Origin of the sequence: Brevundimonas balnearis (genome assembly GCF_042434805.1) — a bacterium.
Taxonomy (GTDB): Bacteria; Pseudomonadota; Alphaproteobacteria; order Caulobacterales; family Caulobacteraceae; genus Brevundimonas; species Brevundimonas balnearis.
The window spans coordinates 85,020-107,439 of the sequence record NZ_JBHLSW010000006.1 but is presented as its reverse complement, the minus strand read 5'-3'; the positions used below and the strand labels follow the sequence as shown (position 1 = coordinate 107,439).

The 22,420-nt window shown below is 71.4% G+C and carries 23 protein-coding genes; 19 read left to right on the top strand and 4 right to left on the bottom strand.

The features are described 5' to 3' along the window. The first annotated feature begins 85 nt into the window (after positions 1–85). The 7 genes from ubiB to rplS all read left to right on the top strand — a co-directional run bounded on the left by ubiB (position 86) and on the right by rplS (position 6,694). Entirely contained in the window at positions 86–1,549 is a 1,464-nt protein-coding gene (gene ubiB, locus ACFFGE_RS09350; protein ID WP_376836157.1) for a 2-polyprenylphenol 6-hydroxylase, read from the top strand. 23 nt (positions 1,550–1,572) lie between these two features. Then, positions 1,573–2,031: a hypothetical protein gene (locus ACFFGE_RS09345; protein WP_376836071.1), complete on the top strand. Its 459-nt coding sequence runs from the start codon at positions 1,573–1,575 to the stop codon at positions 2,029–2,031. A gap of 81 nt (positions 2,032–2,112) precedes the next feature. After that, complete coding sequence (gene purH, locus ACFFGE_RS09340) at positions 2,113–3,717, top strand: bifunctional phosphoribosylaminoimidazolecarboxamide formyltransferase/IMP cyclohydrolase (RefSeq protein ID WP_376836070.1); 1,605 nt, start codon at positions 2,113–2,115, stop codon at positions 3,715–3,717. Positions 3,718–3,837: 120 nt separating this feature from the next. Then, positions 3,838–4,479 (top strand): LolA family protein, encoded by a 642-nt coding sequence (locus ACFFGE_RS09335; protein ID WP_376836069.1) that lies wholly within the window; start codon positions 3,838–3,840, stop codon positions 4,477–4,479. A 246-nt stretch (positions 4,480–4,725) separates the two neighbouring features. Continuing rightward, positions 4,726–5,520, top strand: coding sequence for an exodeoxyribonuclease III (locus ACFFGE_RS09330; RefSeq protein WP_376836068.1), 795 nt, complete (start codon positions 4,726–4,728; stop codon positions 5,518–5,520). 26 nt (positions 5,521–5,546) lie between these two features. Then, positions 5,547–6,278 carry a tRNA (guanosine(37)-N1)-methyltransferase TrmD gene (trmD, locus tag ACFFGE_RS09325; protein ID WP_376836067.1) on the top strand — a complete coding sequence of 244 codons (732 nt, stop codon included), beginning with the start codon at positions 5,547–5,549 and terminating at the stop codon, positions 6,276–6,278. Beyond that, positions 6,275–6,694 (top strand): 50S ribosomal protein L19, encoded by a 420-nt coding sequence (gene rplS, locus ACFFGE_RS09320; protein ID WP_376836066.1) that lies wholly within the window; start codon positions 6,275–6,277, stop codon positions 6,692–6,694. The genes trmD and rplS overlap by 4 nt, the downstream gene beginning before the upstream one ends. Position 6,695: 1 nt before the next feature. On the opposite strand, the gene ACFFGE_RS09315 is transcribed toward rplS, so the two are convergent. Continuing rightward, on the bottom strand, positions 6,696–7,199 hold the full coding sequence (locus ACFFGE_RS09315) for a PA2169 family four-helix-bundle protein (RefSeq protein ID WP_376836064.1): 504 nt from the start codon (positions 7,197–7,199) through the stop codon (positions 6,696–6,698). A gap of 89 nt (positions 7,200–7,288) precedes the next feature. On the opposite strand from ACFFGE_RS09315, the gene ACFFGE_RS09310 reads away from it, so the two are divergent. Together ACFFGE_RS09310 and ACFFGE_RS09305 are read left to right on the top strand one after the other, a co-directional pair. Then, positions 7,289–8,491 carry a BaiN/RdsA family NAD(P)/FAD-dependent oxidoreductase gene (locus ACFFGE_RS09310; protein ID WP_376836063.1) on the top strand — a complete coding sequence of 401 codons (1,203 nt, stop codon included), beginning with the start codon at positions 7,289–7,291 and terminating at the stop codon, positions 8,489–8,491. Positions 8,492–8,495: 4 nt separating this feature from the next. Then, on the top strand, positions 8,496–9,632 hold the full coding sequence (locus ACFFGE_RS09305; RefSeq protein ID WP_376836061.1) for a serine hydrolase domain-containing protein: 1,137 nt from the start codon (positions 8,496–8,498) through the stop codon (positions 9,630–9,632). Here the strand turns inward: ACFFGE_RS09305 and ACFFGE_RS09300 are convergent. Together ACFFGE_RS09300 and acnA are read right to left on the bottom strand one after the other, a co-directional pair. Then, entirely contained in the window at positions 9,617–11,098 is a 1,482-nt protein-coding gene (locus ACFFGE_RS09300) for an MFS transporter (RefSeq protein WP_376836060.1), read from the bottom strand. The genes ACFFGE_RS09305 and ACFFGE_RS09300 overlap by 16 nt on opposite strands. Before the next feature lie 53 nt (positions 11,099–11,151). Further along, on the bottom strand, positions 11,152–13,848 hold the full coding sequence (gene acnA / locus ACFFGE_RS09295; protein ID WP_376836059.1) for an aconitate hydratase AcnA: 2,697 nt from the start codon (positions 13,846–13,848) through the stop codon (positions 11,152–11,154). Between the two features lie 188 nt (positions 13,849–14,036). Here acnA and ccmA point away from each other — a divergent pair, with 188 nt between their 5' ends. The 5 genes from ccmA (at position 14,037) to ACFFGE_RS09270 (ending at position 17,907) form a co-directional block, all read left to right on the top strand. Then, the gene (gene ccmA, locus ACFFGE_RS09290) at positions 14,037–14,651 is read left to right on the top strand and encodes a heme ABC exporter ATP-binding protein CcmA (RefSeq protein WP_376836058.1); all 615 of its coding nucleotides are present in this window, start codon (positions 14,037–14,039) and stop codon (positions 14,649–14,651) included. Further along, entirely contained in the window at positions 14,648–15,313 is a 666-nt protein-coding gene (ccmB, locus tag ACFFGE_RS09285; protein ID WP_376836057.1) for a heme exporter protein CcmB, read from the top strand. Before ccmA ends, ccmB begins: the two co-directional genes overlap by 4 nt. Before the next feature lie 76 nt (positions 15,314–15,389). Further along, positions 15,390–16,547, top strand: a complete 1,158-nt coding sequence (gene rlmN, locus ACFFGE_RS09280; RefSeq protein WP_376836056.1) for a dual-specificity RNA methyltransferase RlmN — start codon at positions 15,390–15,392, stop codon at positions 16,545–16,547. Positions 16,548–16,640: 93 nt separating this feature from the next. Further along, positions 16,641–17,081 carry a DUF350 domain-containing protein gene (locus ACFFGE_RS09275; RefSeq protein ID WP_376836055.1) on the top strand — a complete coding sequence of 147 codons (441 nt, stop codon included), beginning with the start codon at positions 16,641–16,643 and terminating at the stop codon, positions 17,079–17,081. A gap of 7 nt (positions 17,082–17,088) precedes the next feature. Then, complete coding sequence (locus tag ACFFGE_RS09270) at positions 17,089–17,907, top strand: S1 family peptidase (RefSeq protein WP_376836054.1); 819 nt, start codon at positions 17,089–17,091, stop codon at positions 17,905–17,907. Positions 17,908–17,994: 87 nt separating this feature from the next. Here ACFFGE_RS09270 and ACFFGE_RS09265 read toward each other — a convergent pair whose 3' ends face one another. Then, the gene (locus tag ACFFGE_RS09265; RefSeq protein WP_376836053.1) at positions 17,995–18,888 is read right to left on the bottom strand and encodes an isoaspartyl peptidase/L-asparaginase family protein; all 894 of its coding nucleotides are present in this window, start codon (positions 18,886–18,888) and stop codon (positions 17,995–17,997) included. 117 nt (positions 18,889–19,005) lie between these two features. Between ACFFGE_RS09265 and ACFFGE_RS09260 the strand changes: the two genes are divergently transcribed. The 5 genes from ACFFGE_RS09260 (at position 19,006) to ACFFGE_RS09240 (ending at position 22,412) form a co-directional block, all read left to right on the top strand. Next, complete coding sequence (locus ACFFGE_RS09260) at positions 19,006–20,007, top strand: NADPH:quinone oxidoreductase family protein (protein WP_376836052.1); 1,002 nt, start codon at positions 19,006–19,008, stop codon at positions 20,005–20,007. Further along, entirely contained in the window at positions 20,004–20,714 is a 711-nt protein-coding gene (locus ACFFGE_RS09255; RefSeq protein WP_376836050.1) for a 2OG-Fe(II) oxygenase, read from the top strand. The genes ACFFGE_RS09260 and ACFFGE_RS09255 overlap by 4 nt, the downstream gene beginning before the upstream one ends. A gap of 37 nt (positions 20,715–20,751) precedes the next feature. Beyond that, positions 20,752–21,306 carry a NifU family protein gene (locus tag ACFFGE_RS09250; RefSeq protein WP_376836048.1) on the top strand — a complete coding sequence of 185 codons (555 nt, stop codon included), beginning with the start codon at positions 20,752–20,754 and terminating at the stop codon, positions 21,304–21,306. A 56-nt stretch (positions 21,307–21,362) separates the two neighbouring features. Beyond that, complete coding sequence (locus tag ACFFGE_RS09245) at positions 21,363–21,956, top strand: helix-turn-helix domain-containing protein (protein WP_376836047.1); 594 nt, start codon at positions 21,363–21,365, stop codon at positions 21,954–21,956. Between the two features lie 69 nt (positions 21,957–22,025). Continuing rightward, entirely contained in the window at positions 22,026–22,412 is a 387-nt protein-coding gene (locus tag ACFFGE_RS09240) for a helix-turn-helix domain-containing protein (RefSeq protein ID WP_376836045.1), read from the top strand. Positions 22,413–22,420 lie beyond the last annotated feature (8 nt).

Sequence of the window (22,420 nt, the reverse complement as noted above, 5' to 3'; positions counted from 1 at the left end):
CGGCCCGCCGGAGACGCCGCGGCCCAGGCCGGTGCGCGACCCGATCGGCGCGTCGCTGAGGCTGATCGGCTGGGCTTTCGTCCTGATGCGGCACGACGCATTCCTGCCGCGCGAGCTGGAGCCGTGGCTGCCGGGCTGGGTGCGGCTGATCGCGCGCCTCCTGCGCCTGCCGTCCGGCCGACGGGGCCGGGAGGGACGGCCCGGCGAGCGGGTCGGCCGGGCCTTCGAACAGCTGGGCCCCGTCGCGGTGAAGCTGGGCCAGGTGCTGGCCACCCGCGCGGACATCTTCGGGCTGCAGTTCGCCCGCGACCTGGGCCGCCTCAAGGACAAGCTGCCGCCCTTCCCGACGGATCAGGCCAGAGCCGAGTTCGAGCGTTCGGTCGGCCGCCCCGTCGAGAGCCTGTTCACCGACTTCGGCGACGCGATCGGCGCCGCCTCGATCGCCCAGGCCCACCCGGCCCATCTCGCGGACGGCCGCAAGGTGGCGGTCAAGGTGCTCAGGCCCGGCGTCGAGCGGCGCGTCGCGCGGGGGCTCGACGCCATGCGGCTCGCGGCGCGGGTCGTGCACCGGCTCGTTCCGCCCGCGCGCAGGCTGGAGCCCCAGGCCTTCGTCGAGACCCTGGCGCGGTCGCTGGAGCTGGAGCTGGACATGCGGCTGGAGGCCGCCGCCGCGTCGGAGCTCGCCGACATCATGGCCGACGGGGGGCACATGAAGGCCCCCGCGGTGATCTGGGACGGCGTCGGCAAGCGGGTCCTGACCCTCGAATGGGCCGACGGCATGCCCATGACCGATCCCCTGGCCGACGAGCAGCCGGGTCTCGACAAGAACGCCCTGGCCGACAATGTGGTGCGGGCGTTCCTGACCCAGGCCCTGGACCACGGCGCGTTCCACGCGGACCTGCACGAGGGCAACCTGTTCTGCCGGGCGCCGGCCGAGCTGACGGCCGTCGACTTCGGCATCGTCGGGCGTCTGGGCAAGGGCGAGCGGCGTTACCTCGCCGAGATCCTCTGGGGCTTCCTGACGCGGGACTACGACCGTATCGCCCGGGTGCATTTCGAAGCGGGCTATGTGCCGCCCCACCATTCGGTGGACGCCTTCGCCCAAGCCCTCCGCGCCGTCGGCGAACCCGTGATCGGCAAGCAGGCCAGCCAGGTGTCGATGGGGCGGCTGCTGGGCCAGCTGTTCGAGATCACCGACCTGTTCGACATGCACCTGAGGCCGGAGCTGATCCTGCTGCAGAAGACCATGGTCTCGGTCGAGGGCGTGGCGCGCCGGCTGAACCCGGATCACGATCTGTGGGCCGCCTCCAAGCCGGTGGTGGAGCGCTGGATCCGGCGCGAGCTCGGTCCCCAGGCCCAGGCGCGTGACGCGCTGGAGGAGACGGTCGCGACGCTCAAGGCCCTGTCGCGCCTGATCCAGGACCCGCCGGTCTCCGAGCCGGTGGTGGCCGAGATGCGTTTTCCCCGCTGGTTGCAGGCCTGGATCGCGCTCGTCACCCTGGCCGCCGCCGCCGCCCTTGTTCTGTCGCTTTGGCAGGCGATCCTCTGATCGTAGTCCCGCTGGAGACACTCGTGCGCCTCATCCTTATCGCCTCCGCCGCCACCCTCGCCCTGTCCGGACAGGCGCTCGCCCAGCAGGCGGGCTCCGCGCCCGTGGCGGCGGCGCAGCTGCCCGACGCCTTCTCCGAGGAGACGCCGGCCGCCGTTCTGGAGGCGGAGCGGTCGCGCATCGCGCGCGCCGAAGAGGCGCTGCGCCTGCAGATCGCGGCCCTGCAGGACGGGGCCCCCGCCTATGGCGAGATGACCCAGGGGCTGGCCGACGCCGTCCGCCCTCAGGCCGATCAGGTCACCGGGATCATCGACAGCCTGGGCGAGCTGCAAAGCGTGCAGCACGCGGGCGTCGAGAACGGGGCCGAGCTGTTTCTGGTGGTCTTCGACGCGGCCCCGACCCAGTGGATCATCGGGCTGGACGACGACGGGAAGGTCGGCGCCCTGCTGTTCCGCCCGGCCCCTGCGCCGCCCGCGCAATAGTTTCCGTCGCACGGTTCGATCCGGCGGAGAAATGGTCTAGAGGGCGCGTCGCTTCCTCCCGCACGACCGCAGAGACCGCCCATGCCCGCCGCCCCCGATTTTCCGCCCGCCCCCGACCGGGTGACGCCCCGCCGCGCCCTGATCTCGCTGTCCGACAAGACCGGTCTGGAAGCGACCGCGCGCGCCCTGCACGGGGCAGGCGTCGAGCTGGTCTCGACCGGCGGCACGCGGGCGGCCATCGCCGCGTTCGGCCTTCCGGTGAAGGACGTGGCGGACCTGACCGGCTTCCCGGAGATGATGGACGGCCGGGTCAAGACGCTTCATCCAGTCGTCCACGGCGGCCTCTTGGGCGTACGCGACGCCGCCGAGCACAAGGCGGCCATGGACGCCCACGGGATCGGCCCCATCGATATCGTCTGGATCGACCTCTACCCGTTCGAGAAGACGGTGGAGTCCGGCGGCGGCTTCGAGGCGGCGATCGAGAACATCGACATCGGCGGCCCGGCGATGATCCGCTCGGGCGCGAAGAACCACGGCTATGTCGCCGTGGCGGTCGACGCGGATGCGATCGGACTGGTCCTTGAGGCGCTTCAGGCCGACGGCGCAACCTCGCTGGAGCTCAGGAAGCGGCTCGCGGCGCGCGCCTTCGCCCGCACGGCCGCCTATGACGCCGCGGTGTCCGGCTGGTTCGCGGGACAGGTCGACGACGCCGCGCCGGTTCGCAAGTCCATCGGCGGCACGTTGGCCCAGACGCTGCGCTATGGCGAGAACCCGCACCAGACGGGCGCCTTCTACCGCACCGGAGAGCGGCGTCCGGGCGTCGCCCACGCCGAGCAGGTCCAGGGCAAGGAGCTGGGCTACAACAACATCGCCGACGCGGACGCCGCCTATGAGCTGGTCGCCGAGTTCGAGCGGCCGGCCTGCGTCATCGTCAAGCACGCCAACCCCTGTGGCGTCGCGGTCGGCGGCGACCTGTCCGAGGCCTATGCGCGGGCGCTGGAGTGCGATCCCGTGTCGGCTTTCGGCGGCGTCATCGCGGTCAACCGGCCCCTGGGCGAAGCCGACGCGCGGGCCATCACCGAGATCTTCACCGAGGTGGTCATCGCACCCGGCGCCGACGAGGCCGCGCGCGCCGTGTTCGCGGCCAAGAAGAACCTGCGTCTGCTGATCACCGACGGCCTGCCGGACCCCCATGCGCCCGGAGAGGTGTTCCGCTCAGTGGCGGGCGGTTTCCTGGTGCAGTCGCGCGACGTGGCCCGCATCACGCCCGCCGACCTGAAGATCGTGACCAAGCGCCGGCCGACGCCCGCCGAGATCGAGGACATGCTGTTCGCCTTCACCGTCGCCAAGCACGTGAAGTCCAACGCCATCGTCTACGCCCGGGACGGTCAGACCGCCGGGATCGGCGCGGGCCAGATGAACCGGCGCGACTCCGCCCGCATTGCGGCGATCCGGGCCCGCGAGGCCGGGGAGGCCAAGGGCTTGGGCCGATCGCTCGCCGAAGGCTCGGCCTGCGCCTCCGAAGCCTTCTTCCCCTTCGCCGACGGCCTGCTCGAGGCGGTCGCGGCCGGAGCGACCTCGGTGATCCAGCCCGGCGGCTCCATCCGCGACGAGGAGGTCATCGCCGCCGCCGACGAGAAGGGCGTGGCCATGGCCTTCACGGGTGTCAGGGTGTTCCGTCACTGACGACGGTCCGCCGCGATGAACGCCGCTTCATCGAGGCGCCGGAATAAGGTCAAGGCGTCGCCCGACCCTTGCCGCGGCTCGTGCGTTATGTGCAGTCCGACAAACCCGCGAAGAGGTTCGATGATGAACGCCCCGATGCTCAGCCGCCGCGCCCTCACCCTGTCCGGTCTGGCCATGGCTTTCGCCGGTCCGGCCCTGGCCCAATCCGGGCTGTCCGCCGAGGATCGCGCCGTGCTGGCGCAGGCCCAGGCCTATTTCCAGAACCTCAGCGCCGCCCAGGGCGCGTTCACCGAGACGGGGCCCGGCGGTCAGCGGCGCTCGGGCGAGTTCTACATCCAGCGTCCAGGCCGCATGCGGTTCGAGTACACCAGCCCGGCCGGCCTTCTGGTCGTGTCCGACGGCTACAATGTGAAGCGCTACGACCCGCGCCTTGAGACCTTTCAGCAGGTGCCCCTGGGACAGACGCCGCTGTCGACCTTCCTCGCCCGCAACGTCCGGCTGGATGAGGGCGTGCGCATCGACCGGGTGACCCGCATGCCCTCGGGCGCCTTCGCCATCACGGCGCGCGACGCCCGGCGCCCGAACGAGGGCGCGGTCATCCTCGCCTTCGCCGGTTCGCCCCTGCGCCTGCAGGAATGGACGATCGTCGATGCGCAGGGACAGAGGACCCGGACCCAGCTGACGACGCTTCGCCCCGCGTCAGGGCTCGCGGCCAGCCTGTTTCAGCTTCGCGACCCGACCCGCCGTCCGGGCCGGAACTGATCTGTGACAAGGTTGACACAATCCGTCGGCCTTCCGCTCTTGTTTGACTTTTCAGCTTCGGCGTGACATTCAAGGCACAGGGCGACGGCGGTCGTCCTGCCCCGCATCGGTAATCCCCTCCCGATCGCGGCGTGTGAGAGAGACGGACTGGAAGGCGCCCGGGGCGACCCGGGCGCCTTCTTTTTTGAGTCAAGGACCGCGCCGGGCGGTTCGCCATGCGGGGGCGATGTTTGCTAAGCCCCGGCCATGTTCCGCGTCGTCACCTGGAATATCAACTCCGTCCGCCTGAGGATCGATCAGGTGGCCCGCTTCGTCGCGGAACGACGGCCGGACGTGCTGTGCCTGCAGGAGATCAAATGCCGGGAGGGGGAGTTTCCGGCCGATGCCTTCCGCGAGATGGGCCTGCCCTATTTGCGGGTCGCGGGGCAGAAGGGCTGGCACGGGGTCGCCATCGCCAGCCGCCTGCCGATCCTGGATGCGCCGAAGCTCGACGTCTGCCGGGAGGGTCACGCCCGCTGCGTCTCCGCCGTCGTGTCCGGCGTGGAGATCCAGAACTTCTATGTGCCGGCGGGCGGCGACGTGCCCGATCGCGCGCTCAATCCCAAGTTCGACCACAAGCTGGACTTCTATGAGCGCCTGACGGCCGAGGTGGCGCGGCGGGACCGGTCCGCGCCGCTGCTGATCGCCGGCGACCTGAACATCGCGCCGGGCGAGTTCGACGTCTGGAACCATCGCTACATGTCCAAGGTCGTCAGCCACACCCCCATCGAGGTCGAGACGCTGAACCGGCTGCAGGCCACAGGCGGGTTCGCCGACGTGGTGCGCGACGCCTTTCCCGACCCGCGGAAGCTGGCCAGCTGGTGGAGCTATCGCGCCGCGGACTTCAGGAAGAGCGCGCGGGGCCTGAGGCTGGATCACATCTGGACGTCGCCGGGCCTGACGCCCGCCGTCGCGCCCGGCTCGGCCATGATCCACGAGGACGTGCGGGCCTGGGAGCGCCCCAGCGACCACGCGCCGGTGGCGGTCGATCTGGCTCTCTGAGCCGTTTGGCGCTATCGCGCGCGGCCATGCCGTTCACCGCGACCGTCCTGACCATGTTCCCCGAGGCCTTTCCCGGACCGCTCGGCGTCAGCCTGATCGGCACGGCCTGGCGCGAGCGCGGCCTGTGGTCGCTGGAGACTGTGGACATTCGGGACTTTTCCGACGATAAGCGCGGCTTCCTGGACGACACCCCTGCGGGCGGCGGGCCGGGACAGGTGCTGAAAGCGGACGTGGTGGCCCGGGCTCTGGACAGCCTGACAGGGCCGCGGCGGCCGCTTTTGTACATGAGCGCACGGGGTCGGCCCCTGACCCAGGCGCGAGTCAAGGATTGGGCGAAACAGGACGGCGTCGTCGTCCTGTGCGGTCGGTTCGAGGGGGTGGACCAGCGGGTGCTCGACGCCCGGGGGTTCGAGGAGGTCTCCGTCGGAGACGCGGTTCTCGCCGGGGGCGAGGCGGCGGCGATGGTGGCGATCGAGGCGTGCGTAAGACTGATCCCCGGAGTGCTCGGACAGGCCGAAAGCCTGTCGTCCGAAAGCTTCGAGGACGGGCTTCTGGAGCATCCGCAGTACACGCGACCGCGGACGTTCGAGGGGCTCGACATCCCCGAGGTCCTGCTGTCGGGCGACCACCAGAAGGTCGCCAGGTGGCGTCAGGCGCAACGGGAGGCGACCACGCGGGAGCGGCGTCCGGACCTCTGGGCGACGTATTCCGCCAACTTACAGGCAAAGGGCGGCGAAGCCCGAGGAGAAGACAGATGAATATCGTTCAGCAGCTCGCTGCCGAAGAAAAGGCCCGCGTCCTGGGGGATCGCACGATCCCGGAGTTCCAGCCGGGCGACACGCTCCGCGTCAACGTCAAGATCAAGGAAGGCGAGCGCGAGCGCGTCCAGGCCTTCGAGGGCGTCTGCATCGCCCGTGACGGCGGCGGCGTGAACGAGACCTTCACGGTCCGCAAGATCTCGTTCGGCGAGGGCGTGGAGCGGAAGTTCCCGATCCTGTCGCCGAACATCGAGTCGATCGAGGTGAAGCGCCGCGGCGTCGTTCGTCGCGCCAAGCTGTATTACCTGCGCGATCGTCGCGGGAAGTCGGCCCGCATCGCCGAACGCCAGACCCAGCGCAAGGAAGCCCTGGTCCCGGAAACCGGCGCCGCCGAGACTCCGTCCGCCGAGGACTGAGTCAGGCTGGTCCCGCCCTCGGCAGGGGCGGGACCGCGTCCGTGCCGGCCGCCTTCATGCGATGCTTCAGCGCGCGCATCTCGTCGTGCGTGCGCCGCACGGGCGCATAGTTCCGCTCGATCACCTCGCGCGCGGCGGGCGACAGTCTGGTGTCCGCCAGCGCCCGCTCGAACCGGTCCTTGACCGCGTCCTCAGCCGCCTCGACCTCGTGGACCGTGACGCGGTCCTGCCTCAGCAGGGCGTGGCGCACGTCCATCCAGGCGCGCCGCGCCTTCCCCAGCAGGGATCCGTCCGGCTGGGGGCGGCCGCCCAGGCGACGCACCGCGAGCCGGAGGCCCGCCGCAACCTGGCGTCTTTCGAAGCCGCGCTGTTCGAACAGGCCGCGCAGCTGCGGATTCTCCGTCTCGCGCGCCGCCTCGCCATAGGCGTCGGCGCTGTCCATCGTCGCGGCGATGAGGGCGTTCAACACCTGAAGCTCGTGCGCGTCTCGGTCCAGTCGGGCCATGGGGGCCTCCTCTCGCCTGCACAACGTCGCGGGGGCTCCATGCGCTCCCGCCTCTGGCCAAGCGCGCGAGCGGCTTCTAGACGCAGGCCATGTCCGCCCAGCCCCTCGTCGCCGTGATCGGCGCCGGTCCCGCCGGTCTGATGGCCGCCGAGCGGCTGGCGGGCTCAGGTCTTCGCGTGCGCGTGTTCGAGGCCATGCCCTCGCCGGCGCGCAAGTTCCTGATGGCGGGTCGGGGCGGACTGAACCTGACGCATTCCGAGCCGCTCGAGCGGTTTGGAGGACGCTATGGAGCGGCGCGACCGAGGGTCGAGCGGTGGCTGGCGCGGTTTGGTCCCGGGGACCTGATCGCCTGGGCCCAGGGTCTGGGCCAGCCGACCTTCGTGGGCGCCTCGGGCCGGGTGTTTCCCGAAGCGATGAAGGCCTCGCCCCTCCTGCGCGCCTGGCTGGCGCGCCTCGAATCGATGGGCGTCCGGGTGGAGACGCGGCGTCGCTGGACCGGCTGGAGCGGCGACGCCCTCATGATCGAAGGGCCGGACGGTCCGGAGTCCGTCGCGCCCGACGCCGTCGTGCTGGCGCTGGGCGGCGCCAGCTGGCCCCGTCTCGGTTCGGACGGCGGGTGGGCGCCCGGGCTGACCGCGCGGGGGATCCGGGTCGAACCTTTCGCTCCGTCGAACATGGGCGTGAACATCGACTGGTCCGAGCCGCTGATCGAGCGTTGGGCGGGCGCCCCGCTGAAGAACATTCAACTGTCCGTAAACGGACGAACTGCGCGCGGTGAGGCGGTCGTGACCCGCTACGGCCTCGAAGGCGGCGTGGTCTATGCGCTTTCGACAGAGCTCAGGGGCGCGCGCCGGTTGACCCTGGACCTCAAGCCGGACGTCACCGCCGACCGGCTCGCCGAGAGGCTGGCGAGGACGGCGACGCGCGACAGCCTGTCGAACCGCCTGCGCAAGGCGGCCGGCCTGTCCGGCGCCGCCGTGGCCCTGCTGCGCGAAGCGGGCGCGCCGCCTTCGGAACCTCAATCGCTCAGCCAACGGATTAAATCGCTTGAACTCGTTGTCGCCGGCGTTCAGGGACTGGACCGCGCCATCTCCTCCGCCGGCGGCGTGGCGCTGGACCAGGTCGACGACGGGCTGATGCTCACCCCGCTGCCCGGCGTGTTCGTGGCCGGCGAGATGCTGGACTGGGAGGCGCCGACGGGCGGCTATCTGCTCCAGGCCTGTTTCGCGTCCGGCGTGGTGGCCGCCGACGGCGTCATGGCCTATCTGGCGTCGAGGACCTCCCCGGAATGACCGCATGACCGAGATCCACGGAACCTGTCCCGAGCGGTTCGCCGCGGTGAAGGACGCCTTCGCCGCCAATTTCACCGACGCCCCTGAGGGCCTGAACGAACAGGCCGCGCGCTTCGCCGTCTGTATCGACGGGGAGGTGACGATCGACCTTCGGGGCGGGTTCGCCGACGCGGCGCGGACCGTCGCCTACGGCCCCGACACGCTGACGCCGGTGTTCTCGACCGGAAAGGCGGTGATGGCGCTGCTGGTCGCGCATGCTGTCGAGCGCGGCAAGCTGGCCTATGAGGAGAGGGTCGCCGACCTGTGGCCCGCCTTCGGCCAGGCCGGCAAGGATCGGATCACCGTCGGTCAGCTGCTGTCGCACCAGTCGGGCCTGCCGGGCTTCTCGGAGACGGTCGATCCCTCGATCTGGTTCGATCCGCAGGCCGTTCTGGACCGGCTGGCGGCCCAGGCGCCGATGTGGGAGCCGGGCGCGGGCTCGGGCTATCATCCGATCACGGTCGGGTTCCTGGCCAACGAAGTGTTCCGCCGCGCCGACGGTCGCACAATGGGTCAGGCGCTGCGCCAGGACTTCGCCGAGCCGTTCGGTCTGGACCTTTGGATCGGCCTGCCTGAGAGTGAACACGGCCGGGTGGCGCAGCTGAAGAAGCCCTCCGCGCCGCCCGATCTCGGGGAGATCGACGAGGTCAAGCGCGCCGCCTTTCTGGACAAGGCCTCGGCCCCCGGCGGGCGCGGCTCGGCCGAATGGCGCATGGCGGAAATCCCGTCGGCGAACCTGCACGGCACGGCCCCGGCGCTGGCGCGGATCATGTCTATCCTGGCGACCGGCGGAACGCTTGATGGGCGCGCGATCCTGTCGCCCTCGGTCGTCGCCCAGGCGACCCGGGAGCGGGTGTGGGGCCGCGACAAGGTGCTGCCCTTCGACATCAGCTGGGGCGCGGGGTTCATGCGCAACAAGCGGCTGAACGTGCTGGGGCCGAACCCCGACGCCGTCGGCCACTACGGCTGGGGCGGCTCCTGCGCCTTCGCCGACGCTTCCAGGCGGGTCTCCGCCGCCTATGTGATGACGCGCCAGAGCCCGTATCTGATCGGCGACCCGCGCGCGATGCGGCTGATCGAGGCGCTTTACTCGGCGCTCTGAGGTTTCAGCGCCCACCATCCCGCCGCCCCCGCCAGGGCGGAGGCGGCGGCGCAGACGATCAGGACGGCGCGCACGCCGTCGTGGAAGGCGGCGACCGCGACCGGGTCGGTCACGGCGCCGCTCATGACGTCGGAGACCGGGGCGTAGGATGCGCCCAGCATATAGCCCAGGTTCAATACGCCCCCCAACGACGCGACCGCGACCAGCCCGGCCACTCGCGCCACCGCGTTGTTCACGCCCGAGGCCACCCCCGCCTGACCGTCCGGGGCCGCGCCCATGACCGCGGCGGTCAGGGGCCCGACCACCAGGGTCATGCCGATCGCCAGCACCGTGACCCCCGGCAGCGGCCCCTCGACGAATCCCGCGCCCGGCGACGGCGCGGCGAGGAGCAGCAGCCCGAAGGTCGCCAGGAGCGGGCCCAAGCTCAGCGACAGCCGGGCGCCGAAGCGGTCGGCGATCCGCCCCGCCAGCCCCGAGAACAGCCCCATGATCGCCGCGAAGGGCAACAGCGCCGCCCCCGCCGCAGAGGCGCTGAAGCCATGGCTGCGGATCAGGTCGAAGGGCAGGAAGAACATGACGCCGCCCAGCGCGAAGTAGAGCAGGAAGGTCAGGACGTTCATCCCGCTGAAGACCCTGGAGGCGAACAGGCTCGGCGGGGTCATGGGGTGCGCCGCCCGACGCTCGTGCACGATGAATGCGGCGGCCAGACCGCTCCCGCCGGCCAGCGCGGCCAGCGTCGGCGCCGTCGCGCCCCGCTCGGGCAGCACGGTCAAACCCCAGGTCAACGCCGCGAGCCCCGCGACCGCCAGCGCCGCGCCGACGAGGTCCAGTCCCTTCGCGTCCGGGTCTCGGCTTTCAGGCGTGAAGACGAAGGCCAGGATGAGGGCGGTCGCCGCCAGCGGCAGGTTGATCCAGAAGATCACTCGCCAGCTGGCGAAATCCGCCAAAGCCCCGCCGATCAGCGGCCCCGCCATGCCGGCCAGCGCCCCGAACCCCGCCCACAGGCCGAACGCGCGGCCCCGCTGTTCCTTCGGGAAGTTGGCGCCGATCAGGGCGAGGGACGCGGGGGTCAGCAGCGCCGCGCCCACCCCCTGCACGCCCCGGGCCCAGATCAGCGCGTCGGCGTCGGTCGCCAGCGCACAGGCGACGGAGGCCAGGGCGAACAGCACCACCCCGGTCGCGAACACCCGGCGTCTTCCGAACCGGTCCCCGCCCGCGCCGCCGACCAGGACAAAGGCGCCGAGCGTCAGCAGATAGGCGTTGGCGATCCACTGGGCCTGGGCGGCGTCGGCACCGAGGTCGCCCTGGATGGCCGGAAGCGCGACGCCGAGCGCCGAGCCGTCGATGAAGGCCAGGCTGGAGCCCATGACGGCGGCGGCCAGCACGCCGCCGGGTCGAACCCGTTTCGGCGACCGTTCGGCGGCGATGACGCCGGCTTCGCAGGGCGGCCGCAGGGGTCCGTGCATGCCTCAGCCTTTCAAGAAGGCGACGGCCGGACCCCCTTCGTCGTCGGGGCCGGTCAGCCGCGCGCCAGGTTCCTCAGCACGAACGGCATGACGCCGCCCGCCTTGAAGTACTCCATCTCGGTCTCGGTATCGATGCGGCAGCGGACCGGGAAGCGGGCCATCTTGCCGTCCGCCGGGCGGAACAGCTCGACGAACAACTCCTGGCGGGGCTTCAGCTTGCCGATGTTGGCGTCCGACAGGCCCCGGATGGTGACGATCTCGTCGCCGGTGAGGCCGAGCTTCGTCCAGCCTTCCGCCTTGAACTGGAGCGGCACCACGCCCATCCCGACCAGGTTGGAGCGGTGGATGCGCTCATAGCTCTCGGCGATCACCGCGCGCACGCCGAGCAGGCGCGTGCCCTTGGCCGCCCAGTCGCGCGAGGAGCCGGTGCCGTACTCCTTGCCCGCGAACACGACCAGCGGCCGGCCCTCGGACTGGTAGCGCATGGCCGCGTCGTAGATCGACATGGTCTCGCCGGACGGGAAGTGCTTGGTGACCCCGCCCTCGATCTCGGGCGTGATCTTGTTCCGGATGCGGATGTTGGCGAAGGTGCCGCGCATCATCACTTCGTGGTTCCCGCGACGCGCGCCGTAGGAGTTGAAGTCCAGCGGCTCCACCCCGTGGCCGGTCAGGTACTTGCCAGCCGGCGAGGCGGTCTTGATCGAGCCCGCCGGGCTGATGTGGTCGGTGGTGATGGAGTCGCCGAAGATACCCAGGATGCGGGCCTCGACGATATCGACGATCGGCGCCGGCTCCATCGACATGCCCTCGAAGTAGGGCGGGTTGCGCACATAGGTCGAGGCGTCGTCCCAGCCGTAGGTCTGGCCGCCGGTCACCTCGATCGCCTGCCAGTGCCGATCGCCCTTGAACACGTCGGCGTAGCGCTTGGCGAACATCTTGGGCGTGACGGACTTCTTCTGGATCGCGGCGATCTCGGCCGAGGTCGGCCAGATGTCCTTCAGGAAGACGTCCTTGCCCGTCTTGTCCTGACCGATCGGCTGGGTCGTCAGGTCGATGCGCATCGAGCCGGCCAGGGCGTAGGCCACGACCAGCGGCGGGCTGGCCAGGTAGTTGGCGCGGACGTCGGGGTTCACCCGGCCTTCGAAGTTGCGGTTGCCCGACAGCACGCTGACGGCGACCAGGTCGTTCTCGTTGACCGCCTTGGAGATGTTCTCCGGCAGGGGACCGGAGTTGCCGATGCAGGTGGTGCAGCCGTAGCCGACAAGGTTGAAGCCCAGCGCGTCCAGGTCCGCCTGAAGACCGGCGTCGGTCAGATAGTCGGTGACCACCTGCGAGCCCGGGGCCAGCGAGGTCTTGACCCACGGCTTGACCTTCAGGCCCAGCGCATTGGCCTTCCTGGCCACCAGGCCGGCGGCGATCAGCACCGACGGGTTGGAGGTGTTGGTGCAGCTGGTGATGGCGGCGATCACCACGTCGCCGTCGCCCACGTCGAAGCTTTCGCCCTCGACGGCGGCGCGGGCCGCGTCGGCCGGGCGCTGGAAAGTGTCGGTCAGCGCCGTTTCGAACTCGGCGGCGGCCGAGGTCAGGAGCACTCGGTCCTGCGGACGCTTCGGACCGGCCAGCGACGGCACCACGGTGGAGACGTCCAGTTCCAGCACGTCCGTGAAGATCGGATCCTCGCTGGTCTCGTCGATCCAGAGGCCTTGCGCCTTGGCGTAGGCCTCGACCAGCTGGACGCGGGCCTTCTCCCGGCCGGTGGCGGTCAGGTAGTCGATCGTGGCCTGCGAGACCGGGAAGAAGCCGCAGGTGGCCCCGTACTCCGGGGCCATGTTGGCGATCGTGGCCTGGTCCTCGATGGTCAGGGCCGAGACGCCGGGACCGAAGAACTCCACGAACTTGCCGACCACGCCCTTCTTGCGCAGCATCTGGGTGACGGTCAGAACCAGGTCGGTGGCGGTCGCGCCTTCCGGCAGCTTGCCGGTCAGGCGGAAGCCGATCACCTCGGGGATCAGCATGGGGATCGGCTGGCCCAGCATGGCGGCCTCGGCCTCGATCCCGCCGACGCCCCAGCCCAGCACGGCCAGGCCGTTGATCATGGTGGTGTGGCTGTCGGTGCCGACCACCGTGTCCGGGTAGGCGACGGTCGCCTTGCCTTCGGCGGCGGTCCAGACGGTCTGCGCCAGGTGCTCAAGGTTGACCTGGTGGCAGATGCCGGTGCCCGGCGGCACGACCCGGAAGTTGTTGAAGGCCGAGGAGCCCCAGCGCAGGAAGCGGTAGCGCTCGATGTTGCGCTCGTACTCGCGCTCGACGTTCGCCTCGAAGGCGCCCGGCGTGCCGAAGTGGTCCACCATCACCGAGTGGTCGATGACCAGGTCGACCGGGTTCAGCGGATTGATCTTCGCCGGATCGCCGCCCAGCGCCGTCATGGCGTCGCGCATGGCGGCCAGGTCCACGACCGCCGGCACGCCGGTGAAGTCCTGCATCAGGACGCGGGCGGGGCGGAAGGCGATCTCGTGCTCGACCGCGCCCTTGTTGTCGATCCAGGCCGCGACGGCTTTCAGGTCCGCCTCGGTGACGGACACCCCGTCCTCGTTGCGAAGCAGGTTCTCCAGCAGCACCTTCATCGAGCGCGGCAGGCGGGCGATGCCGGTCAGACCGGCTTCCTCGGCGGCGGGAAGGCTGTAGAAGGCGTACTTCTTGCGCCCGACGGTCAGGTCCCGGCGGGTGGAAAGGCTGTCGACTGACGGCATGGGAGGGTTCCTCTGGTCATCGCCGCCCGACGATTCGGTTGCGCCCCCGCGCGCTCGGCGACGGGGCGCACAGGACCCCGGCGCGCGCGGCGAAGGCCCGCTGCGGCGAAGGGTCTCTTAGTCCCGACGAACGTCGGCGTCCATGCACGCGCGAAGATGAGAAACGCTCGCAGTTTCGGGCGGTTCGCGTGCTGACTTCGCTCTCCATCCGCGACCTGACCGTCTCGCGCGGCGAGCGCCCTCTGTTCGGGGGCCTCGACCTGCGGCTGGGTGCGGGCGAGGCCGTGACGCTGACCGGGGCCAATGGGGCGGGCAAGACCTCGCTGCTGCGCGCCGTGGCGGGATTCCTGAAGCCGGACGACGGCGAGATCGTGTTCGAGGGGCCGGGCGGGCCGGTCGACGCCGAGACGGCGCGCGCTCGGCATGTGCACATGGTCGGCCACCTCGACGGGTTGAAGGGCGGCCGCACCGCGGCCGAGGAGCTGGCGTTCCAAACCCGCTGGCTCGGAGGGGGCGAAGTCGGGCCTGCGGTCGAGTCGCTGGGGCTCAAGCCCCTGATGGATCTGGAGGTGCGGCGGCTGTCGGCGGGGCAGAGGCGGCGGCTGGCGCTCGCCCGCCTGATCGCGGCGCCGCGCCCCCTGTGGCTGCTGGACGAACCGCTGACGCCGCTGGACGCCCGCTGGCGCGAGGCGTTCGGGGCGCGGATGCGCGCGCATCTGGACGGCGGCGGGATGATCCTGGCGGCCGTTCACGATCCGCTGCCGATCGCCGCGCGCGAGGTTCGGGTGGGAGGCGAGGGATGAGAGCGGCGGCGCTCCTCCTCAGGCGCGAGCTGGCGCTGGCCTGGTCGGGCGGCGGCGGGCCGCTCTTGGCGCTGGCGTTCCTGGCGTGTCTGACGACCCTGATACCGCTGGCGGTGGGGTCGGACGCAGGCGTGCTGGCCTGGCTGGCGGGCGGCGTCGCCTGGATCGCCCTGGTGCTGGCCATGCTGCTGTCGCTGGAGCGGCTGTTCGAGCGCGACCTGGAGGACGGGGCGCTGGACCTCCTGACGCTCGGGCCCCTGCCGCTCGAGGCGGTGTTCGCGGTCAAGGCGCTGGCCCAGTGGATCGCGCTCGGCCTACCGCTGGCGGCGGCGGCGCCCGTCGCGGCCCTGGCGCTGGGTCTTGCGCCCTCAGCCCTGCCGGTCGCGGCCCTGGCGGGCGCGATCGCCGGCCTGGGCCTGGCCTTCACCGGGGCGCTGGGGGCGGCGGTGGCGCTCGGCGCCCGTCGGGGCGGGGTGCTGATCGCGGTGGTGGCGCTGCCGCTGTTCATCCCGCCGGTGATCTTCGGCGCGGGCGCGGTGTTGAGGGCGGCGGAAGGCGTCTCGGCGCTGGCCCCGCTCGCCTTCCTGGCCGCCTATTCGCTCTTCGCCACGGCGCTGACGCCCCTGTTCGGCGCCGCCGCCATCCGCAACGCGCAAGGCTGAGAGCGTCCCCAGCCTTAATCCTGCGCCGATCCGTGCTATATGCGCGGTCCTTCCCGCCGCCCTCGAAGGATTGTCCGTGAGCGTCACGCTCGACCTCAGCCGCGCCGCATCCCCGGCCCCGAAGGCGCCCGTGAACCTGACCGGTCTCACGCGCGAGGGCCTGCGCCTGGCGCTGATCGAGGCCGACGTCTGCCCGCCCGAGAAGGCGAAGATGCGCGCGTCGCAGGTCTGGCGCTGGATCCACCACTACGGCGTCACCGACTTCGCGGCCATGAGCGACGTGGCCAAGGACACGCGGGCCAAGCTCGCCGAGGCCTTCACCCTGGACCGGCCGGAGATCGTCGAGCGCCAGGTGTCCAGGGACGGCACGCGCAAATGGCTGATCCGCACCGCCCCGGGCATCGAGATCGAGACGGTCTACATTCCCGACGTCGGTCGCGCGGGCGCCCTGTGCGTGTCGTCGCAGGTCGGCTGCACCCTGAACTGCACCTTCTGCCACACCGGCACCCAGAAGCTGGTGAGGAACCTGACCGCCGCCGAGATCGTGGCCCAGGTCCAGGTGGCGCGCGACGACCTCGGCGAATGGCCTTCGCCGAAGGAGGATCGCCGCCTGTCGAACATCGTGTTCATGGGCATGGGCGAGCCGCTCTACAATCTCGACAACGTCGCCGACGCCGTCGACATCATCGCCGACGGGGAGGGCATCGCCATTTCGCGCCGCCGCATCACGGTGTCGACCTCGGGCGTCGTGCCGATGATCCCGGAGCTCGGGGAGCGCACCGGGACCATGCTGGCGATCAGCCTGCACGCCACCAACGATGCGCTGCGCGACGTGCTGGTGCCGCTGAACAAGAAGTATCCGCTCGATCAGCTGATGGCCGCGATCCGCGCCTATCCGGGGCTGGGCAACGCCAAGCGGGTGACGTTCGAGTACGTGATGCTGAAGGGCGTCAACGACAGCCCGGACGAGGCGCGCGCCCTGGTCAAGCTGATCCAGGGCATCCCCGCCAAGGTGAACCTGATCCCGTTTAACCGCTGGCCGGGCACGGACTATCAGTGCTCGGACTGGAAGACGATCGAGGCCTTCGCCGCGATCCTGAACCGCGCCGGCTACGCCTCGCCCATCCGCACCCCGCGCGGCCGCGACATCCTCGCCGCCTGCGGCCAGCTGAAGAGCGAAAGCGAGAAGGTCCGCGCCAGCGCCCTCAGGAAGGCCGAGCGGGACGCGGCGTAACGTTTCGTCACAGACTGTGGCCGGGCGGCGCTTGCGGATTCGGGCGGGATTGGGGCAAGCGTCGTCGTCCGCCCTTCTGTTCGCCCGGCCCTGATGGATCCCCAGTCGCTGCCCACCCTGTCGTCACCCGAGGTTCAGGCCTTCGCGGCCGGTTTCCCGACCACGATGCTGCACGCCGGCGTGACCGTGGCGCTGCTGTTCGTGGGCGCGATGGTCTATGCGCTGCTGACGCCCTGGAAGGAGATCGAGCTGATCCGCCAGGGGAATTCGGCGGCCGCGGTGGCCTTCGGCGGGGTGCTGATGGGGCTGGCGCTGCCGCTGGCGGTGTCCATGTCGGCTTCCACCTCCCTGACCGAGATCGCGCTCTGGGGACTGGCGGCCCTGGTGATCCAGCTGCTGGCCTTCCGCATCGTCGACGCGATTCTGACGGGCCTGCCGCAGCGCATCCAGGAAGGCGAGGTCTCCGCCGCCGTGCTGCTGGTCGCGGCTAAGCTGTCCAGCGCCGTGATCCTGGCCGCCGCCTTCAGCGGCTGAGGCGGCGATGCGGCTGCCGGACTGGGTCGTCTATGCGCTGGTCGCCCTGGCCCTGCTGATCGGGTCGCTGAACCGCGAGCGTGACGCCGCGCCGCCCGCGCCGCCGCCGCCGGACGAGGTGGAGGGCGCGCTGCTCGGCCCCGTGACGCCCTTCGACCCCACCGTCATCGTCGATGCGCCGAACACCCCGTTCCGGCCCTCGTCGGGCACCGCCTTCTCCATCGCCGCGAACGGCCGGTGGCTGACGGCGCGGCACGTGGTCGAGGGCTGCCGCCAGCCCGCGCTGGTGGTCGGCGGCGGGCGCGCCATCGCGGCGGACGTGCGGCTGGCGCCGCGCGCGGACATCGCGCTCTTGCTGACCCAGGGCGGGCCGCCCGCCCTGCCGGTGGCGGTGGTCGAGCCCCTGAGGGAGGGTCAGCGCGCCTTTCACCCCGGCTTCCCGCAGGGCCGCCCGGGGGAGGTGACGAGCCGGCTTCTGGGGCGGGAGACGCTGAGGGTGCGCGGTCGTGGCGCGCGGGACGAGCCGGTGCTGGCCTGGGCGGAGGTCGGCCGCACCGAGGGCCTGAGGGGCACGCTGGCGGGTCTGTCCGGCGCGCCGGCGCTCGACCGGCAAGGCCGGATGGTCGCTGTCACCATCGCCGAGGCTCCGCGTCGGGGCCGCATCTACACCACCGCGCCGGACACCCTGGGCCCCGCCATCCGGGGCGAGCAGCGGCCGGACGAACCGGTCACCGGTCGGCCGATCACCGTCGACAACTACGGCCTCGTCGCCGACGACCTGCGCCGTGAGCTCAGGGTCGCGCAGGTGGTGTGCCTGTCGGCCTAGGGTTGGGCAGTAGGCAGTGGGCAGTGGGCAGTGGGCAGTGGGACCTGCGGACGACACCACTACTGCCTCCTGCCTACTGCCTACTGCCTAGCCTCGCGTCCCGAACACCTCGACCCCCACCTCGCCGTCGACGCCCAGCCAGGCGCGCTTCATGCCCTGGCTGTTGAAGGGGTCCGCGAGGTTTCCGTCTCGATCCAGCGCGATAAGCCCGCCGTCGCCGCCCATGGCGCCGATGCGGGCGATGACGCCGGCGGCGGCCTCCGCCAGGGCCCGCCCCGCCTCGACCTCGAACCCGACCCGCGCCGCCGCCGCCGTGCGTATGAAATACTCGCCCTGGCCGGTGCAGGAGACCGCGACGCGGCCGTCGGCCCAGGTCCCGGCCGCGATCAGCGGCGTGTCCCCGACCCGGCCCGGCAGCTTGCCGAACACCCCGCCGGTGGAGGTCGCCGCCGCCAGCCGTCCGTCCCGGTCCAGCACGCAGCAGCCGACCGTCCCATGCTGCAAGGCGCCCGCCGTCACGCCCGGCGGATGGTTGTCCTCGCCCTGTCCGGCGCGGGTGAACCAGGCCTCGGGGTCGTCGATGCGCTCCAGCCCCGCCTCCGCGGCGAAGCGCGCCGCGCCGTCCCCCACCAGCAGCACATGCGGGGTGCGGTCCATGACGGCGCGCGCGGCCCGGACCGGGCTCTGGAAGCCGACCAGCGCCGCCACCGCGCCGGCCCTGCCCGAGGCGCCGTCCATCAGGCCGGCGTCCAGTTCATAGACCCCGTCAGTGTTGGGCGAGGCGCCGCGCCCGGCGACATAGAGGCCCGACGCCTCAAGCCGCTCGACCGTCTGGACCGCCACGTCCAGCGCCGGGGCCCCTTGCGCCAGCCGGGGCCGCATGGCCTCGACGACCTCGCGCATGTGAACCACCTCGGCCGAGTAGTCGCGGCTGCGGCGCGCGCCGGCGCCGCCGTGCAGGATGAGGGCGTAGCGGGACATCTTGGCTTCCTTGCGCGTTTCTCGCGGGCCTCTTTTCACGGGCCCTGTCGCTGATTAGCGTCGCGGGCTCACGGGCGCCATCGCCCGCTCCCCGAAACAGCCTTGAAGCGAGGCCTCATGCGCGCCGTCCTGTCCAAAGCCCCCGGCGGTCCCGAGACCCTGGTCGTCGAGGAGGTGTTGGACCCGACGCCCGGCCCCGGCCAGGTGGTGATCGAGGTCAGGGCGGTGGGCATCAACTTCCCCGACACCCTGATCATCGAGGACAAGTACCAGTTCCGGCCCGAACGCCCGTTCTCGCCGGGCGGCGAGGCGGCGGGCGTGATCGAGGCGGTCGGCGAGGGGGTCAAGGGCCTGTTCAAGGGCGATCGCGTCATCGCCGTGCCCGGCTGGGGCGCCCTGGCCGAGCGCATCGCGGTCCCGGCCGCCGGCGTCATGAAGATCCCGGACGGCATGCCGTTCGATCAGGCCGCCGCCTTCGTCATGACCTACGGCACCAGCTACTACGCCCTGAAGCGGCGGGCGCAGCTTCAGGCGGGCGAGCGGTTGCTGGTGCTGGGCGCGGCGGGCGGCGTCGGGGCCGCGGCGGTGGAGCTGGGCAAGGCCATGGGGGCCCATGTGGTCGCCGCCGCCTCGACCAACGAGAAGGTTGAGTTCGCGCTGGAGCTCGGCGCCGACAACGGCCTGATCTATCCGACCGGCGCGATGGACAAGGCGGCGCAGAAGGCCCTGTCCAGCGAGCTGAAGCTGGCCTGCGGCAAGGACGGGGCGGACGTGGTCTATGACGCCGTCGGCGGCGACTACGCCGACCCGGCGCTCCGGGCCATGGACTGGAACGGGCGCTATCTGGTGGTGGGCTTCCCGGCGGGCATTCCGTCGCTGCCGCTGAACCTGACCCTTCTGAAGTCGGTCAGCGTGATCGGCGTCTTCTGGGGCGCCCATGTGATGCGTGATCCGAAGGCGCACGCGGAGGACATGGCCGAGCTGTTCGCCCTCTACGCAGAGGGCAAGATCAAGCCGCGCGTCAGCCGCACCTTTCCGCTGGAGAAGTCGGGCGAGGCGATCGCCGCCCTGTCGGCGCGCGGCGTGATGGGCAAGGTCGTGGTGACGGTGGACTCGTGACCCCGCCTCCGGCCTGCGTCGAACGGCTGGCCCGGACCGGCCGCACCCGGGTGGACGGGCTTCTGCCCGACGATCAGGCGCGGGCGCTGCACGCGCTTCTGGCCGGCGGACCTGTCGACTGGCAGCGGGCGATCGAGACGCCGGGCGACGTCGAGGTGCCGGTCCCGGTCTTCGAAGGCCTGCCCATCGAGGAGCAGGTGCGGATCCTGTCCAAGGTGCACGGGGAGGCCCGCGACGGTTTCCAGTTCATCTTCGACCGCTGGCGCGTGGACGTCGGCGGCGTGCCCAGCCCGCTCGCGCCGGAGCCTCTGGCCGAGCTGCATCGGCGGTTCAACAGCGATGCCTTCCTGGCCTACGCCCGCGCCCTGACCGGCGACGACCGCATCGCCTATGTCGACGCCCAGGCGACGCGCTACCTGCCGGGCCATTTCCTGAACCGCCATACGGATCAGCTGGATCGCGCCGGTCGGCTCTACGCCTATGTGCTGAACCTGTGTCCGACCTGGCGCATCGAGTGGGGCGGGCTGCTGCAGTTCCTGGACGACGCCGGCGACGTGACAGAGACCCTGACGCCGGGGTTCAACACGCTGAACCTGTTCAAGGTGCCCCAGGGCCACGCGGTCAGCATGGTGGCGCCCTTCGCCGGGGCCCCGCGCTTGTCGATCACCGGCTGGTGGCGCGCCTTTCCGCCGGAGCCCTTGGGCTAGGCTTGCGAAGCCGCGCCCGGAGGCGCATCTGCGGCCCATGTTCATCCAGACCGAACCCACGCCCAATCCGAACGTGCTGAAGTTCCTGCCCGGCCGCGCCGTGGCGACGGAAGGGGCGCTGGAATACCGCGACGTCGACGCCGCGACCGCCTCGCCGCTGGCCGAGGCGCTGTTCCAGGTCGATGGGGTGGAGGCGGTGTTCTTCGGCGCGGACTACGTGGCCGTGACCCGGGCGAGCCACGGCCCGGACTGGAGCGAGATCAAGGCTCCGCTGCTCGCCGCGATCATGGATCATTTCGTCTCGGGCCAGCCGCTGACGCGCGGCGGTGAGGCGGACGGCCACGCCGAGGACGACAGCGAGATCGTCGCCGAGATCAAGGCGCTGCTGGACAGCCGCATACGTCCGGCGGTGGCCCAAGACGGCGGCGACATCCTGTTCGACCGCTTCGACGAGGCGGACGGCACGCTCTATCTGCGCATGCGCGGGGCCTGCGCCGGCTGCCCCTCGTCGTCCGCGACGCTGAAGGCCGGGGTCGAGCAGATGATGCGCCACTACGTTCCCGAGGTGGTGCGGGTGGAGCAGACGCTCTAGTTTCACTGAAACGATTTCGCTGGCCGCGTCGGCCGGCTTGATCCACCCTGATCCCGATGGCGCGGTTCGATCCCAAGGCGGCGGAGGAGCTGGCGCGGCTGGCCGCCGCGCTCGCCGACCTGCGTCGTCGCCAAGGGCTCAGCCAGGCCGAGGCCGGCGCGGCGGTCGGCATGACCAGCCAGGCCTGGGGGCTGTACGAGGCGGGGCGCCGACCCGGGCTGTTCCGGCCGGACGTCCAGGCGCGGCTGACCGGCGCGCTGGATCTGACGCCCGAGGATCTGCGGCTCGCGCTCGCGCGCGTCGGCGGCGAGCCTGACCGGGCCCCGGCGACGGGGGGCGTGGAGGCCCAGGGACGAACCTTCACGGCGGCGGCTCCGCCGACCCTGCGACGGCTTCAGCTGGACGACGACCGTCTCGCGCCCTGGGCCGTCTCCGGCGTGGTCATCGAGTACGCGCCGGGGCGCTGGCCGCGGCGGGATCAGGGCTGCGTGGTGGAGACCGCGGACGGCCGCCTGATGGTGCGTCTGTACGACGGCGCGGACGCGGACGTGGTGCGGCTGCGGGGCGGGGCGGGGCTGACGGAGGTGGAGACGCTGCGTCGCGCGGATTTGCGGGGCGTGCACGCCGTCGTGGCTCGGATCGACCCCTGATGAAACAATATAGTTGTATAATGAAATCATCCGGCCTAGGGTGCGCTCCGATTTCGGAGGCGAGGCCCGGTGAGCGCAGACGTACGACGCAGTCCCCGCCGGCCCGATCCGGCGATCGACGCCCTGGTCGGCCTCAGGATCGCCGCGCGCCGACAGGCGCTGGGCTGGTCGCAAGCGGTCCTGGCCGAGCGCCTGGGCATCAGCTTCCAGCAGGTGCAGAAGTACGAGACGGGCGTGAACCGGGTGTCGGCGTCTCGGCTGCATCAGATCGCCCTGGTGCTCGGCGCCTCGGTGGGCGACTTCTTTCCCGACGGGGCCGAGCCCTCCCCGCCGCTTCAACCTCGCCTGATGGAGACGCCCGAGGGTCGACGCCTCGCGGCGGTCTTCCCGAGCATCCCCTCCGTCGCCGTTCGCCGGGCGCTGGCGCAGATCGCGGAGGCGCTGGTCCCGCACTGATCCCTGGG

What these genes read in the sequence shown, in the direction of transcription:
- ubiB (WP_376836157.1), top strand. Translation starts at nt 86, where the DNA reads ATGCGGCACGACGCATTCCTGCCGCGCGAGCTGGAGCCGTGGCTGCCG.
- purH (WP_376836070.1), top strand. Translation starts at nt 2,113, where the DNA reads ATGCCCGCCGCCCCCGATTTTCCGCCCGCCCCCGACCGGGTGACGCCC.
- ACFFGE_RS09335 (WP_376836069.1), top strand. Translation starts at nt 3,838, where the DNA reads ATGATGAACGCCCCGATGCTCAGCCGCCGCGCCCTCACCCTGTCCGGT.
- ACFFGE_RS09330 (WP_376836068.1), top strand. Translation starts at nt 4,726, where the DNA reads ATGTTCCGCGTCGTCACCTGGAATATCAACTCCGTCCGCCTGAGGATC.
- trmD (WP_376836067.1), top strand. Translation starts at nt 5,547, where the DNA reads ATGCCGTTCACCGCGACCGTCCTGACCATGTTCCCCGAGGCCTTTCCC.
- rplS (WP_376836066.1), top strand. Translation starts at nt 6,275, where the DNA reads ATGAATATCGTTCAGCAGCTCGCTGCCGAAGAAAAGGCCCGCGTCCTG.
- ACFFGE_RS09315 (WP_376836064.1), bottom strand. Translation starts at nt 7,199, where the DNA reads ATGGCCCGACTGGACCGAGACGCGCACGAGCTTCAGGTGTTGAACGCC.
- ACFFGE_RS09310 (WP_376836063.1), top strand. Translation starts at nt 7,289, where the DNA reads ATGTCCGCCCAGCCCCTCGTCGCCGTGATCGGCGCCGGTCCCGCCGGT.
- ACFFGE_RS09305 (WP_376836061.1), top strand. Translation starts at nt 8,496, where the DNA reads ATGACCGAGATCCACGGAACCTGTCCCGAGCGGTTCGCCGCGGTGAAG.
- ACFFGE_RS09300 (WP_376836060.1), bottom strand. Translation starts at nt 11,098, where the DNA reads ATGCACGGACCCCTGCGGCCGCCCTGCGAAGCCGGCGTCATCGCCGCC.
- acnA (WP_376836059.1), bottom strand. Translation starts at nt 13,848, where the DNA reads ATGCCGTCAGTCGACAGCCTTTCCACCCGCCGGGACCTGACCGTCGGG.
- ccmB (WP_376836057.1), top strand. Translation starts at nt 14,648, where the DNA reads ATGAGAGCGGCGGCGCTCCTCCTCAGGCGCGAGCTGGCGCTGGCCTGG.
- ACFFGE_RS09275 (WP_376836055.1), top strand. Translation starts at nt 16,641, where the DNA reads ATGGATCCCCAGTCGCTGCCCACCCTGTCGTCACCCGAGGTTCAGGCC.
- ACFFGE_RS09270 (WP_376836054.1), top strand. Translation starts at nt 17,089, where the DNA reads ATGCGGCTGCCGGACTGGGTCGTCTATGCGCTGGTCGCCCTGGCCCTG.
- ACFFGE_RS09265 (WP_376836053.1), bottom strand. Translation starts at nt 18,888, where the DNA reads ATGTCCCGCTACGCCCTCATCCTGCACGGCGGCGCCGGCGCGCGCCGC.
- ACFFGE_RS09260 (WP_376836052.1), top strand. Translation starts at nt 19,006, where the DNA reads ATGCGCGCCGTCCTGTCCAAAGCCCCCGGCGGTCCCGAGACCCTGGTC.
- ACFFGE_RS09250 (WP_376836048.1), top strand. Translation starts at nt 20,752, where the DNA reads ATGTTCATCCAGACCGAACCCACGCCCAATCCGAACGTGCTGAAGTTC.
- ACFFGE_RS09245 (WP_376836047.1), top strand. Translation starts at nt 21,363, where the DNA reads ATGGCGCGGTTCGATCCCAAGGCGGCGGAGGAGCTGGCGCGGCTGGCC.